The sequence below is a fragment of the Halovalidus salilacus genome (assembly GCF_031852275.1).
Classification (GTDB): Archaea; Halobacteriota; Halobacteria; order Halobacteriales; family Natrialbaceae; genus Halovalidus; species Halovalidus salilacus.
The window spans coordinates 2531363-2544719 of sequence record NZ_CP134700.1; the positions used below are offsets into that span (position 1 = coordinate 2531363).

Annotated in this window: 13 protein-coding genes; 5 read left to right on the forward strand and 8 right to left on the reverse strand. The window is 65.0% G+C overall.

Annotated features, from left to right (window positions below; genetic code table 11):
• Positions 1 to 77 precede the first annotated feature (77 nt).
• The 3 genes from RJT68_RS12490 to RJT68_RS12500 form a co-directional block, all read right to left on the reverse strand.
• On the reverse strand, positions 78 to 656 hold the full coding sequence (locus tag RJT68_RS12490) for a DUF2150 family protein (protein ID WP_407036886.1): 579 nt from the start codon (positions 654 to 656) through the stop codon (positions 78 to 80).
• A gap of 129 nt (positions 657 to 785) precedes the next feature.
• The gene (locus tag RJT68_RS12495; protein WP_407036887.1) at positions 786 to 1640 is read right to left on the reverse strand and encodes a TatD family hydrolase; all 855 of its coding nucleotides are present in this window, start codon (positions 1638 to 1640) and stop codon (positions 786 to 788) included.
• A gap of 94 nt (positions 1641 to 1734) precedes the next feature.
• A complete protein-coding gene (locus RJT68_RS12500; protein WP_407036888.1) occupies positions 1735 to 2187 on the reverse strand; it encodes an NYN domain-containing protein in 453 nt (150 codons plus the stop codon).
• Between the two features lie 169 nt (positions 2188 to 2356).
• Here RJT68_RS12500 and RJT68_RS12505 point away from each other — a divergent pair, with 169 nt between their 5' ends.
• From RJT68_RS12505 to gcvH, 3 genes are all read left to right on the forward strand, one after another.
• Positions 2357 to 4423 carry a PAS domain-containing protein gene (locus RJT68_RS12505; RefSeq protein ID WP_407036889.1) on the forward strand — a complete coding sequence of 689 codons (2067 nt, stop codon included), beginning with the start codon at positions 2357 to 2359 and terminating at the stop codon, positions 4421 to 4423.
• A 153-nt stretch (positions 4424 to 4576) separates the two neighbouring features.
• The gene (gcvT, locus tag RJT68_RS12510; RefSeq protein WP_407036890.1) at positions 4577 to 5728 is read left to right on the forward strand and encodes a glycine cleavage system aminomethyltransferase GcvT; all 1152 of its coding nucleotides are present in this window, start codon (positions 4577 to 4579) and stop codon (positions 5726 to 5728) included.
• A gap of 123 nt (positions 5729 to 5851) precedes the next feature.
• On the forward strand, positions 5852 to 6235 hold the full coding sequence (gene gcvH, locus RJT68_RS12515) for a glycine cleavage system protein GcvH (RefSeq protein ID WP_407036891.1): 384 nt from the start codon (positions 5852 to 5854) through the stop codon (positions 6233 to 6235).
• A 72-nt stretch (positions 6236 to 6307) separates the two neighbouring features.
• Here the strand turns inward: gcvH and RJT68_RS12520 are convergent, their stop codons facing one another.
• Entirely contained in the window at positions 6308 to 7018 is a 711-nt protein-coding gene (locus RJT68_RS12520) for a helix-turn-helix domain-containing protein (RefSeq protein WP_407036892.1), read from the reverse strand.
• 150 nt (positions 7019 to 7168) lie between these two features.
• Here RJT68_RS12520 and RJT68_RS12525 point away from each other — a divergent pair, with 150 nt between their 5' ends.
• Complete coding sequence (locus RJT68_RS12525; RefSeq protein WP_407036893.1) at positions 7169 to 7465, forward strand: amphi-Trp domain-containing protein; 297 nt, start codon at positions 7169 to 7171, stop codon at positions 7463 to 7465.
• A 24-nt stretch (positions 7466 to 7489) separates the two neighbouring features.
• Here RJT68_RS12525 and RJT68_RS12530 read toward each other — a convergent pair whose 3' ends face one another.
• Positions 7490 to 7900, reverse strand: a complete 411-nt coding sequence (locus RJT68_RS12530; RefSeq protein WP_407036894.1) for a hypothetical protein — start codon at positions 7898 to 7900, stop codon at positions 7490 to 7492.
• A 59-nt stretch (positions 7901 to 7959) separates the two neighbouring features.
• On the opposite strand from RJT68_RS12530, the gene RJT68_RS12535 reads away from it, so the two are divergent.
• Positions 7960 to 8595: an adenylate kinase gene (locus RJT68_RS12535; protein ID WP_407036895.1), complete on the forward strand. Its 636-nt coding sequence runs from the start codon at positions 7960 to 7962 to the stop codon at positions 8593 to 8595.
• A gap of 187 nt (positions 8596 to 8782) precedes the next feature.
• Here the strand turns inward: RJT68_RS12535 and RJT68_RS12540 are convergent, their stop codons facing one another.
• The 3 genes from RJT68_RS12540 to RJT68_RS12550 form a co-directional block, all read right to left on the reverse strand.
• A complete protein-coding gene (locus RJT68_RS12540; protein ID WP_407036896.1) occupies positions 8783 to 11221 on the reverse strand; it encodes a vWA domain-containing protein in 2439 nt (812 codons plus the stop codon).
• Between the two features lie 257 nt (positions 11222 to 11478).
• Positions 11479 to 11901 (reverse strand): universal stress protein, encoded by a 423-nt coding sequence (locus RJT68_RS12545; RefSeq protein ID WP_407036897.1) that lies wholly within the window; start codon positions 11899 to 11901, stop codon positions 11479 to 11481.
• 141 nt (positions 11902 to 12042) lie between these two features.
• Complete coding sequence (locus RJT68_RS12550) at positions 12043 to 13191, reverse strand: acyl-CoA dehydrogenase (RefSeq protein ID WP_407036898.1); 1149 nt, start codon at positions 13189 to 13191, stop codon at positions 12043 to 12045.
• Between the last annotated feature and the right edge of the window lie 166 nt (positions 13192 to 13357).

The window sequence follows — 13357 nt, forward strand, 5'->3', positions numbered from 1 at the left end:
CTTAAACGATTACTGGCCGCAAAACGAACGCCGACGACGAATTCGGATGCGTCCCTCGAACGAACGCCGCGGATCCCTCACTCGTCCTCTTCGACGACCTCGGGGTCGCTCATCGCGCTCTGGAGGCTGTCGAGGCCGTTGATCCACTCGGTGACGAGACCGTACTCGAGTTCCTCGGCCGTAGACATGTCGAGCTCCTCGCCGTCGATGATGAGCGTGCCCGCCTGGGCGGCGTAGCCCAGCGCCGCGTCGAGATCCTCGTTGGCCTCCGCGTCGGCCGCGGCGCCGACGTAATCGTTGACGCTTCCCTCCTCGGCCGGGCCGCCGGCGACGTACTCCTCGGCGGCGAAGAAGACGCAGACGAGACTCGTCTGCACCCCGTCGACGAGGATCAGCTTCTCCTCGTCCTCGATGTCGACCTCCGAGAGGACGATGTCGCGGACCTCCGCGAGTTCCTCGAGTGTCTCCTCCTGCTCGAGTTCGCCCTCGTCGTAGGCGGAGACGATCTTCGCGACGGCGATGGCGGTGTCGTCCTGCAGGTTCAACAGGAGGCGGGCCGAGGATTCGTCCTCAGGATCGATCTCCTCGTCCTTGATGCGGTCGATCCAGTTCTGCCAGCGTTCCTCCGAGTAGAACTCGGTCGGGGGATTGCTCATACAGACACCTACACCGGCCGCTTGAAATGCCTTTCTCTACTTGTGTCCCCGTCGGCCGGACGAAAATCGACGGCAGGGACGGCGATCGCCGGCGAAACGGCGGTCCTCACGACTCGAGCGTCACCTCCCTCACGACTCGAGCGTCGCCTCCGTGTCGATCCCGTAGACGAGCGCCGGCGTCTCGACGTGGGCCGTCCGGACGGCCTCCTCGTGGCCGTTCTCGAGCAGCCACGTCACCCGTCGGGGGACCGTCTTCGGGCCGAGTACCGCCCCCGGCCGGTCCGGATCGTCGATGTAGTCGGTTTCCATGAGGAACGGGTCGCCGCGCTCGGCGGCGACCTCGAGGCGATCCTTCTCGCTCATGACGCTCGGGACGGGACCCTCGAGTCGGCCGGCGGCGTAGTGTTTGACGACGCGGTGGGCGGGGAGGCCGGCCGCCTCGGCCCACTCGGCCACCTCGGTCATCTCCTCGGTGGCCTCGGCGTGGAGCTGGACGGCACAGTCGAGATCGGCCGCGAGTTCGAACGCGTGGCGCATGACCTCGTTGGAGGCCTCCCAGACGTCGTCGTCGACGGGGTAGTGAGGGCGTCCCGACTTGAGCGCCAGCGCCTCGCCGCGCTCGACGTACTCGGCGGCGACGGAGAGCCCCGCCTGCATCACGTCGCGCGCGTCGGCGGCCGAGTAGCCCCGCTCGTCGACGAGGCGGGAGACGAGTCCCGGGTGAACGCCGAGGACCGGCCAGGCCCGCCCCTCGAGTTCAGCCGACGCCTCCTCGACGATCTCGATCGTCCGCTCGAAGACGGGCCGGAAGTCCTCGCCCGCGTCGGCCTCGACGCCGAGGTGCCAGGAGGGCTTGTTGACGACGAGGAGGTGCGTCCCGCCGAGGCGGGCGAAGTCGTGGACCGCGTCGATGCCGCGGTGGTGGTCCGGGTCGAGATGCAGGTGGTTGTCGAGGACCGGTACCGGCGTCCCGTCGTCGATCATAGCCGATCGTGGGCGCCGAATCGGTGAAAAGCCACCGGATTCGTCCGGCTACGGTCTGCACGCCGGGTGGAGTTACGGGAGGTTCCGACCGCCCTCACCGACCGAGCGTGATCGCCTCGTCGGCGGCGTTCTGCAGGGCGTCGGATCGGCCGTGGCTTCCCGGCGCGATGGCGACCGTCTCGATGCCGACCACGCCGGCGTACTCGAGGACGGGCTTGAAGTCCGTGTCCCTCGAGGCGATCGCGAGCAGGTCGAAGCGTCCCTCGGCGGCGAGCGCCGTCGCGTCGACGGCGAGTTTGACGTCGACGTCGCCGCTGGTGACGATCACCTCGAAGCCGCGGGCCTCGGCGGCCTGGATGAGACCAGGCGTGGCGTGCTCGTCGAGGTAGAGGCGGATGACGCCTACGCGTCCGAGGGCCTCCGCGGCGGCGCGGAGGTCGTCGAGGTCGACGTCGAACTCGTCGCGAAAGACGTTCGGCCCGTCGACGAAGAGGCCCACCGTCCGTTCAGTGTCGGGTGCGAGACGGGCGCGAACGCGTTCGAACATACTCGACGTACACGGACTCCGGAAATATGTGTGACGGAACACGCTCGGACGCGAGGGTCGGTCGTCCGGCCACCGAATCGCACTCTCACCGCCCCGTCGACGTCGGTCGAATCGACCGACGCGGACCGGGACCGCCAACCGTATGTAAGTTCACGTCGTCAGTGCAATCATGGATTCTTCGGGCTCCGCGCCGAACGCGTCACGGGAAGACGTCCGACGGTTGTTCTCGCGGTCGGACGAGCCCCACACACCGTACACCGCGGAGACGGTGGCGGAGAAACTCGGCTGTCCCGAGCGGGTCGCCGCGCGACGGTTGCGAGCCCTCGCCGACCTCGGCGAACTCCGGTCGAAGGACGTCGGCGATGGAACCCGCATCTGGTGGCGACCGGCGGAGCCGACCGAGGCGACGGACCGGCGGTCCACGCTCCAGGAGTTCGGCGCGTTCGTCAGCTCCGTCAAGGACTACGCCATCTTCATGCTCGACCCCGACGGAACCGTGGTCAGCTGGAACCGCGGAGCCAGGCGCATCAAGGGGTACGACGAGGAACAGATCGTCGGCGAACACTTCTCGAGGTTCTACACCACCGAGGACGTCGAGGCGGGGATTCCGGAGCGAAACCTGAACGTCGCGATGGAGGAGGGCCGCGTCGAGGACGTGGGGTGGCGGGTCCGCGCGGACGGGTCCCGGTTCTGGGCGAACGTCGTCATCACCGCCATCCGAGACGTCGACGGGACCCTCCAGGGATTCACGAAGGTGACCCGCGACATGACCGAGCAACGGGAGTACGAACTCGAGCTCCAGCGGGAGCGAGACCTCGTCGAGCAGATCCTCGAAACCGTTCCTGTGGGCATCTGCGTGATCGATTCGAACGAGGAGATATTGCGGGCGAATCGGGAAGCCCTCGACCTCCTCGAACTCCCCGAGACGGACATCGAGGGACGCTCGATCGAGCCGGTGGACCTCTACGACGCGTCGGGCGCGCTCGTTTCGAGGGACGAGCGCCCCTGGGCGCGAGTCGCCGAGACCGAACGCCCCGTCTCCGATTTCCTGTGTCGCAGCGATCGACCGGGGGCCGATCCCCGCTGGCTGTCGATCAATGCTGTGCCGCTCGAGGACGCGATGTCCACCGACACCCGGGTAGTCGCCTCGATCGAGGACGTCACGGAGCAGAAAGAGCGCGAGCGCCGGCTCGAGCGGCGGAAGTCGGAGCTCGAGTCCGAACTCGGCGAGATCCTGGTCCGCATCTCCGACGCGTTCTTCGCCCTCGACGAGGAGTGGCGGTTCACCCACTACAACGAGCGCGCCGCCGACCTCTTTCGGTACTCGGAGAACGAGCTCTCTGGCCGACGCTTCTGGGATCTCCTCCCCCAGCCTCCGGACGAGGAGCTCCGGTCGCACCTCCGCGGCGCGATGGAGACCCAGGAGCCCACCACCTTCGAGTTGTACGAAGAGCGGCTCGAGGCGTGGCTCGAGTACAACGTCTACCCCTCGGAGTCGGGGTTATCGGTGTACGTCCAGGACATCACCGACCGGCGGGAGTACCAGCGGCGCCTCGAGGAGTCGAACGAGCGCTTGGAGCAGTTCGCCTACGCCGCCAGCCACGACCTCCAGGAGCCCCTGCGGATGATCTCGAGTTACCTCCAGCTCCTCGAGCGACGGTACGCCGACGCGCTCGACGCGGACGGCGAGGAGTTCCTCGACTACGCGGTCGACGGCGCCGACCGGATGCGGGACATGATCGAGGGGCTCCTCGAGTACTCCCGCGTCGAAACCCGCGGCGAGGCGTTCGAACCGGTCGACCTCGACGACGTCCTCGACGAAGTTCGAAGCGACCTCCGGGTGAGGATCGCCGAGAGCGGGGCGCAGATCACCGCGGAGTCCCTTCCCGTCGTCGACGGCGACGGCAACCAGTTACGCCAGGTGTTCCAGAACCTGCTCGACAACGCGATCGAGTACTCGGGCGACGAGCCGCCTCGCGTTCGGGTCGAGAGCGAGCGCGACGGCGACCGGTGGATCGTCTCCGTCAGCGACGAGGGCATCGGCGTCGATCCCGAAGACGCCGACCAGGTCTTCGAGGTGTTTCAGCGCCTCCACAGCCGCGAGAAGTACGAGGGTACCGGAATCGGACTGGCCCTCTGTGAACGCATCGTTGAGCGCCACGGCGGGGATATCTGGCTCGAGTCCGACCCCGGCGAGGGGACGACCGTGTACTTCACGCTACCCACAGCCGAGTGACGGTTCCCCCGTCGGTCGGTGCCGGCGTCCGCCGAGTGTCGGTCGACGCATCGTTCGCGAACTCCCACGAGGGGACGAAGCGACGACCGTCACCATCGAGGTCCCCGGCGGACGACGAAAAGACATTACTATCACGCGGGCGACCACGAGCATATGCCGCTTCAAATGCCGCCGTTACGTGGGATTCACGACGAGCACGGGGCGAAGTTCACCGAGTTCGGCGGCTGGGACATGCCCGTCGAGTTCGACTCGATCCGAACCGAGCACGAGGCCGTCCGCGAGGACGTCGGACGGTTCGACGTCTCCCACATGGGGCAGATACACGTCACCGGACCGGACGCGACGACGCTGATGCAGCGGCTCACCTCGAACGACGTCACCGAGCTATCTCCCGGCGGCGCCCAGTACGCGGCGATCACCGACGAAGACGGCCACATCGTCGACGACACCGTCGTCTACCGCCTCCCCGGCGACGGTGCGGAGACGAGCGTCGGACCGGCGACGGGCGAACATCCAACTTACCTGTTCGTCCCGAACGCCGGCACCGACGAGGCGATGCACGAGCGGTGGATCGACCACCGAAACGAGTGGGGCCTCGAGGCGACCGTCGACAACCAGACCGACGAGTACGCGATGGTCGCGATCCAGGGCCCGAACGCCGAATCGATCCTCGACGACGCCGCGGCGGTCGACCCGGCCGACGGGTCGGTGACCGATCTGGGCCGGTTCGAGGCGACGTACGCGACCGTCGCCGGCGTCGAGTGCCTGACGGCCCGAACCGGGTACACCGGCGAGGACGGCTTCGAACTCGTCGTCCCCTGGGGCGACGCCGAGACGGTGTGGTCGACGTTCGACGAGTACGACGTCCAGTCCTGCGGCCTCGGCGCCCGCGACACCCTTCGAATCGAGGCCGGGTACCTCCTCTCGGGACAGGACTTCGACCTCGAGTCGAATCCCAGAACCCCCTTCGAGGCCGGCATCGGCTTCACGGTCGACCTCGAAACGGAGTTCGTCGGTCGGGACGCCCTCGCCGAGGCCCGGGAGGCGGGCGTCGAGGAACGGCTCGTCGGCTTCCAGTTGATCGACCGGGGCGTCCCCCGCCACGGCTACGACATCACCAACACCGACGACCGGGTGATCGGCACCGTCACCAGCGGCACGATGAGCCCCACGCTCGAGAAGTCGATCGGCCTGGGCTACGTCCCGGTCGAGTACGCCGACACGGGGACGACCCTCCGCGTCGTCGTCCGCGGCCGATCGAAGAAAGCCCGCGTCGAGGCGCTCCCCTTCGTCGACACCGTGTGAGGCGCGGCCCGCGATCGAAGGAACGAAAGTGAATCCCGTCGATCGTCACGAATACCGATACAACACCACCGACATCACCGCCACCACTAACAAACCGCTACCACGAATCCAACACCAGTCATCATGAACTTCGACATCCCCGACGACAGACGCTACCTGGAATCGCACGAGTGGGCCCTCGAGACGGACGGCGCGGTCCGCGTCGGCATCACCGACTTCGCGCAGGACGAACTGGGCGACGTCGTCTTCGTCGAACTCCCCGACGAGGGCGACGAACTCGCACAGGAGGAGCAGTTCGGCGTGATCGAATCGATCAAGGCGGTCTCGGACCTCTACGCCCCGGTAAGCGGCGAGGTCGTCGCGATCAACGACGCGTTGTTCGACGCGCCCGAACTCGTCAACGACGACCCCTTCGGCGAGGGCTGGATGCTCGAGATCGAGCCGTCGGACCCGGACGAACTCGAGAACCTGCTCACCGCCGAGGCGTACGAAGAACAGATCGCCTGACCCGACCGCTGGTTTCTCGCGCTTCGAAACGGACGCTCGGACGCTCGGGGAGACAGCCACCCGCGACCGCCGTCACTCGAGGGTGACGAGGTTCTCGAGCACCCCTTCGAGCGGCGTCGTCGTCACGGCCAGCGAGTAGCCGTCGATTCGAGCGAGGTCGACCGCGTGTTCCCAGAGGTCGTCCTCCTCGAGGCCGTGGAGGATCACCGCGTTGGGCGTCGGGTTCACCATCCGGAGGGCGATGCCGACGCCCTCACCCCGTGTGACGTTCGTGAACACGAGCGCGCGGTTCGTACTCTGCCCGTAGAGGCGGAAGAACTCGTCGCTCGAGAGGCGCGTGATCGCCCTGACGCTATCGATGACGGTGTGGCCGCTGACCCGATCGGTGGCGCCGCGGTAGATCTCCGTCGCGTCGATCTCGTCGTACAGCCGCGTCAACGGGATCGACGTCGCGTACTCGCGGAGGTCGAAGACCACGTCGCTGTCGAATCCCGCCGAGAGGACGCGACCGTACTGGCGGATGCGATCACCTCCGCGGCGCTCGTCGATCGCGATGAGCCCCTCGACTAGTCGACTGACGACGCCGATCCCGGGACTCTCGCGCCGCCCGCTCTCGTAGTCCGAGATCACGGACGACGAGACCCCGAGTTCCGACGCCAGATCGGTCTGCGAGACGTCGAAATCGGTCCGCCACTTCCTGAGCGTCGCCCCCGGATCGTCGCTGAGCGTGATCTCGCCGGCGATCTTTTCCGCGAGTTCCCGCTTCGGCCCTCGGCCACCCATACGATGTGGGTGGGACGGTCGACCCAAGTAGCTACCGAAGCGACAGCGAACGGTACGAGTGGGAAACGGGGCCGCTCGAGTTCGACGTTCGGAAGGATTTGACCGTCCTGTCGGCGGTACGCTCTATAGCGTGGAGCACGAAGTACCGGTATGCCCGAAGAAGTCCTGTTCAAGTTCGAACACGACATGACCAGCAGCGAGATCGCCGACTACCTCCGCAGCGTCGCCGACGCGGTCGACGGGGGCGACTCCCTCACCCTCGAAGCCGGCTCCGAGTCGGTAACCCTCTCCCCGCCGTCCCGACCCACCTTCGAGGTGAAGGCCGAACGCGAAACCTCGAGTTCGGGCGGCCCCGCCGAGCTCAGCGTCGAGTTCGAACTCGAGTGGGACGAAGGAGCAGAGGACGAGGGGACCGGCGGTGGCGACGGCGACCTCCGCATCGAGTAGCCTCGCCCGCGACCGCCGTCGCGGTCACACCTCGGCGACCCACACCCGGCCGTCCTCCGGTAGTCGGAACACGCTGCGGAAGACCGCCTCGAGAAACTGGGAGATACGGTTTCGATCAGCGCTCGCGCTCACGCGAACGTGCGTCCCCTCGGCCTCATCCGGTCGGGTCAGTTCGTCGATCGTAAACGCCGGAAACTCCGCGAGCAGCGCCTTCAGCTCCTGGAGTTCGTCGTCGGTGCAGTCGAGCGAGACGACGCCGTCGGCGAACTGCACCCACGGAACGCCGAGGTCGGGGTCCGGCGTCCCCTCTCGCTCGAGCACCGCCTCGTCCACCTCGAGCGTGAGGTACGGACTCGCGCGCTCGCGGTGGGCCGCGACGGCGTCGTCGAACAGTCGTCGCCGCTCTTCCGGCGTCGCCGCGTCGAACCTGGTCACGCGTGGTCCGACGCGCGCGTTTCTTTAAGCCTTTATGCGACGGTGGTGAACGGGGTAGCATGGCACAACCACGAATCCTGATTCTGGGCGCGCCCGGCGCGGGGAAGGGGACGCAGAGTGCGAAGATCACCGACCACTTCGACGTCGACCACGTCACCACGGGCGACGCGCTGCGCGCGAACAAGGACATGGACATCTCCGACATGGACACGGAGTACGACACGCCCCGCGAGTACATGGACCGCGGCGAACTCGTCCCCGACGAGGTCGTCAACGCCATCGTAGAGGAGGCGCTGACTCAGGCCGACGGGTTCGTCCTCGACGGCTACCCGCGAAACTTAGAGCAGGCCGAGGAACTCGAGGGCATGACCGACCTCGACGTCGTCCTCTCCCTCGACGTGAGCGAGGAGGAACTCGTCCACCGCCTCACCGGCCGCCGGATGGACCCCGAGACCGGCGACATCTACCACCTGGAGTACAACCCGCCGGAAGACCCCGAGGTCGAGGAGCGACTCGTCCAGCGCGACGACGACACCGAGGAGACCGTCAAGGAACGCCTGCGCGTCTACCACGAGAACACCGAGCCGGTGATCGAGTACTACGACGAGACGGGGGCCCTCGAGCGCGTCGACGGTGAACGGGCGCCCGAGGAGGTCTGGGAGGACGTGAAGGAGACGATCGAGTCGGCGACGTAATCTCCGGGCGGTACGCACGCTTGGAACAGTCCTACGGTTCTCGGGACGGAAACTCGATCGGACTTCTCCACGACGTACGAACGAAGCGACCTCCTCAGGACGGGGCCACACCCGATCGACGGAATCTGCACCAGTTACGGAAGCGGTGGGTCAAGATCGCCTCGAAGCAAACGAGATTCGGACGGTATCAGTCCAATTCGATTTCGTTGTGTTCGACGTCGACGACGTACTCGTCGGACGTCTCGAATTCGTCGGTGGCGGACGTTTCGATTTCGACCTCGCTGTCGTCGATCGCGTCCTCGGCGGTCTTATTGAACGTTTCCGAGAGGTCTTCGGGGTCGTCCACGCTCGTGTAGTTACCGCCGGTTCGGTTGGCGATCTCTCGCAGTTGCTCCTCTGGGATATCACCACCGAATCGACTCTTGAGGCCGACCGTGTGAATCGTTACATCGTTTCTCGCGGCCCTATCGACTTGATTGAATGTTTCGATGTACCTCGTGTCCACCGTGTTTTCGCCGTCACTGAGTAACACGATCGTCGGCTCGTGGTCCTCGTCACCCGACGTATCAAGATCATCGAGCGCCAACTCGATCCCCTTGGCCATGTTCGTGTTACCGTCCTCGTGACCCCTCACTCGCGCTTTGGCCGCATCCAGGTCGGAGTCTAACGAGAAGATTCTGTGACCCCTTTGGTTGAACTCGTAGAGGCCAACTCGATCACCGTTCGACTCGTTCAACTGGTCGATGAACGTTCTCGTGGCGTCCACCCGTTCCTGCCCCGGATCGTTCATGCCCATCGAACCGGATCTGTCGAGGACGAACATCACGTCGAGCGGTTTCCGCTTCTTGATGATATCCGGGACGTCGCCTTCGTTCTCCAGCGGATTATCCGTTCGGAGCGACTCGTCGAAGTTTATCGTCACGTCGTTGCCGATGTCACTATTGCCGGCGACGATCGCACCGTCGACAGTCACACCGCTATTCATGTTCAACTGTTTTCCCGGCGCGTAGACGACACCCTGGAAATCACCGTTAACGTTCACAGAACCGGTTTTCGACGAGTAGATCCACAGTGAACTCGCGTTGGTCCGATCGTCTGGCCCGATCTCGACGTCGGAAACGTCGACGTCCCCGGTCGCGTAGACGAACGTTTGATTCCCTCCACGAATATCCACGTCACTCATGTCGAGATCGCCGTCGACGCCGATGTACACGTCGCCGTCCCCAGTATCGATGTCATCGTCGATCGTGACACCGGACGAACTGTGGTACTTGTCCTCCTTGTCCTCCTTGTCCGCCGTGATCGTCGAGTCCGGAACGGAATCGGAGCCGTCGAGGTAATCGGTTACGGCGTCGTCAACGGCGGTGTCGATATCGGGAACGTCCCCAATAGAGGATGACATTTGTGCTGCGTGCACGGATTTGTCGGCCGAGCCAGCAGCTGTGCTAATATCATAGACGGGCATGAGATTCGCATCCTCGTCCCCCGGGTAGATCTCGTCAGTGTTGGGGTCGCTTTCGTCGATATCGGTCGCGTACGCGTGACTCGCAAGTTCCACGCCGGTGCCCGCTTCCGGCGTACCGTTGATAACCGGGTACGCGTCGACGGTGAGATCGTTGTCGATGCGATACGGACTAGCGCCGGGTTTCGGCCTGAGCGCTGAGTCAGGATTCGAGACGAGCACGTCCGTTTCGTTATCGTCGACATCACCGTCTTCGTAGCCGGTTGCGGTGATCGATGGGTTCGAACCACCGGTCGTCTCCAGCTTTTTGTCACCCGCTGTGTACAGCCCTCCGTAGATCGTCGGTTCGATCCCGAGTGCGTTATTTAGCGAATTTTCGCCGTCGATGACCGCTATCAACGTGACGGTCTCGTCCCCCTCGTCATGGCAGATGACGTTTCCGTCGTCGGTGTCGACGGCGTCCACGTCACAGGTCTTGGCGTCCGTCGCATCGAACTCGTCCTTCAAGAACCGGTACCAACCGTCGTGATTCGGCGAGCCGTCGACCTCGAGCGCCACGTGACTCACGTAATCGATATCCTCGCCGAAGGCGGCGATCTCGGTCCGGTTCGATAATTCGGCAGACCGTTCACCGGAACCGACGTCACCCGAGAGCGACGTCGAGGAGATTGCGACCCGGCCGATCTCACCGTCGTCGGTTGATTCCGTTCGATACTGAATCCCAGGGTCGGTGACGGTCGTCGCGCCGCCCTGACCCCGCCAGACGCCGCCGGCCTCGTAGGCGAGTTCGTTGCCGTGTTCGTCGGTCCCCACCAGCGTCTGCATCTCGATCTCTTCGGGATCCGTCGACTCGAATCCGTTAGAGGCGGTCACGTTCATCGTCCACTCGTCGGACAGTTCGTACTCCCAGTTCTCGTCGAAGTAGACCGACGTCTCGCCGTCGTTTTGTAACTCGAGCGTGTTGACGTCGTGGTCGAGTTGCTGGAAGGACTGCTGGCCCCGCTCGGACGACGTCGTCGACTCGATGCCGTCGAGGATACCCGTTCCGACGACGAAGATGATGGACGCGCCGACGATCACGATGCCGAGGAGAAGGGCGAATCCCACCACCGGACTGAGCCCACGATCCTCGTCCCCCGTGCGGTGATCAACAAGCCGACCCATTTTCTAATCGTTCGAAATACGCATACCGAATACATAAATTCATATGGTATTGAATTTAGTGAACGAGTGAATTAATAGCTATTTAATACTGTCGGCGTAGCTGTCAGTTCGTCGACGAGGTGAGCCTCGAAAGGTGCCGGCGTCGCCGGCGATGCTGGTAGAAGTCGTCGCTCCCGAAGCCTCCGTAGCCTTAGGCGAGAGCGCACACAGCCGCGTTCGGATACGAATCGATTCGCTGACCTGCCGGGCGAACCGATTCACTCGGGTCCGCGTACCGTCAGCACCGGAATGCGAGACTCGCTCACGACTTCCTGGGCGACGCTCCCCGACAGGAGGCTGTCGAGGCCGCTCTTCTCGCTCGAGCCGACGACGATCACGTCGGCGTCGATCTCCTCGCCGTAGTTGATGATCGTCTCCTGGGGAACGCCCGGTCGGGTCTCGCCGACGACCTCCACGTTCGCGTCTGTCGCGCGGCGTTCGACGTCCTCGATCGCCTCGTGGGTCTCCGCGTCCGGATCCGTTCGCATGTGGTCCTGCTTGTTCTCCGCCTGGGGTCCCTCGCCGGTGACCGACAGTACGTTCAGCGTCGCGTCGAGCTGTTCGGCGAGTTCGATCGCGTGATCGACCGCACGGCTACTGGCTTCGCTCCCGTCGGTGGCGATGAGAAGGGTCTGGTACATCGTACACCTACGGGTTCGCCCGACTGGGGGATACATCCCGGACCTGCCGTTGCCGGGGGTTCGAACCCGGGAACGAGGACCGATCGCTTCGCTTCCGCTCGATAGCGGTCGGCTGCCCGATCACGCTCGAGGGGGCGAGGCCTACGCCTCCTCGAGCAACTGGTCGCCGATCGTGTTGCGGAGGATCTCGCTCGTTCCCTCGTAGATCTCGTTGAGCTTGGCGTCGCGGTAGAACCGCTCGGCGGGGAAGTCCTTGGTGTAGCCGTAGCCGCCGTGGATCTGGATGCCCTCGTTGGCGACCTCGCGGCTCACCTCCGAGGCGTAGAGCTTCGCCTGCGCGGCGTCCTTGATGAAGTTCTCGCCGCGGATCTTCTTGTCCGCGGCCTTGTGCATGAGCATCCTCGCGGCCTGGATCTTCGTGTCCATGTCGGCCAGCTTGTGCTTGATCGACTGGAACTCGCCGATGGGCCGGCCGAACTGCTCGCGCTCGTTGGCGTACGCGACCGCCTCGTCGAAGGCAGCGCGGGCGATGCCCACGCCGCGGGCGGCGATGGTGATGCGTCCGCCGTTCAAGGTCTTCAGCGCCTGGACGAAGCCGTCGCCCTCCTCGCCGAGCAGGCGGTCCTCCGGGATTCGGAGGCCGTCGAATCGGAGTTCGGCGGTCGGACACCCTTTGTCGCCGAGTTTCTCCTCGGTGCCCTCGACGTAGTACCCGTCGTCCTCGTCGGGGCGGACGACGAACGCGGAGATTCCCCTGTTCCCGGCGTCAGGATCGGTCTTCGCGAAGAGGGTGACCGTATCCGCGACCGAGCCGTTCGAGATCCACAGTTTCCCTCCGTCGATCACGTACTCGTCGCCGTCCTTCTCGGCCACGGTCTCCATCGAAGGAACGTCGCTCCCGGCGCCCGCCTCGGAGAGGGCGAACGCGCCGACGTCGGTCCCCTCGGCGAGCGGCGTCAGGTACTCCTCCTTCTGAGATTCGTCGCCGAACTCGTAGAGCATGTTCCCCGCCAGGGAAGTGTGTGCGGCGACGATCGTTCCGAGTCCGCCCGACCCGCGCGAGATCTCCTCGAGGCCGATCGCGTAGGAGTGGTAATCGAGGCCCGCGCCGCCGTACTCCTCGGGGAACGGCATTCCCATCAGGCCCAGGTCGGCCATCTCCTCGACGAGATCGTGGGGAAACTCGTCGTCGTGGTCGATCTCCGCCGCGACGGGATCGATCTCCTCGTCGACGAATTCGGCGACCATCTCCCGGATCTGTCGCTGTTCGGCTGAGAGCGCGAAGTCCATAGCTGTGTCATCGAGGAGTCGGTCCTTTATTGTTGCCTCTGCCGTTTTGATTTCGAGCCGACATCTCCGGCGGCGGGGCGACGAACGACCGTCTCCCCCTCCGTCTTCGAGGTACTCCGATGGACGAATCCATCCACAACTGGAGCCTGACCACAACTCGAGTCAG

Bases quoted from the DNA above. Each gene is read 5' to 3' on its own strand.
- RJT68_RS12540 (WP_407036896.1), bottom strand. From the start codon at position 11,221: ATGGGTCGGCTTGTTGATCACCGCACGGGGGACGAGGATCGTGGGCTC.
- RJT68_RS12495 (WP_407036887.1), bottom strand. From the start codon at position 1,640: ATGATCGACGACGGGACGCCGGTACCGGTCCTCGACAACCACCTGCAT.
- RJT68_RS12545 (WP_407036897.1), bottom strand. From the start codon at position 11,901: ATGTACCAGACCCTTCTCATCGCCACCGACGGGAGCGAAGCCAGTAGC.
- gcvT (WP_407036890.1), top strand. From the start codon at position 4,577: ATGCCGCTTCAAATGCCGCCGTTACGTGGGATTCACGACGAGCACGGG.
- RJT68_RS12520 (WP_407036892.1), bottom strand. From the start codon at position 7,018: ATGGGTGGCCGAGGGCCGAAGCGGGAACTCGCGGAAAAGATCGCCGGC.
- RJT68_RS12490 (WP_407036886.1), bottom strand. From the start codon at position 656: ATGAGCAATCCCCCGACCGAGTTCTACTCGGAGGAACGCTGGCAGAAC.
- gcvH (WP_407036891.1), top strand. From the start codon at position 5,852: ATGAACTTCGACATCCCCGACGACAGACGCTACCTGGAATCGCACGAG.
- RJT68_RS12500 (WP_407036888.1), bottom strand. From the start codon at position 2,187: ATGTTCGAACGCGTTCGCGCCCGTCTCGCACCCGACACTGAACGGACG.
- RJT68_RS12505 (WP_407036889.1), top strand. From the start codon at position 2,357: ATGGATTCTTCGGGCTCCGCGCCGAACGCGTCACGGGAAGACGTCCGA.
- RJT68_RS12535 (WP_407036895.1), top strand. From the start codon at position 7,960: ATGGCACAACCACGAATCCTGATTCTGGGCGCGCCCGGCGCGGGGAAG.
- RJT68_RS12525 (WP_407036893.1), top strand. From the start codon at position 7,169: ATGCCCGAAGAAGTCCTGTTCAAGTTCGAACACGACATGACCAGCAGC.
- RJT68_RS12550 (WP_407036898.1), bottom strand. From the start codon at position 13,191: ATGGACTTCGCGCTCTCAGCCGAACAGCGACAGATCCGGGAGATGGTC.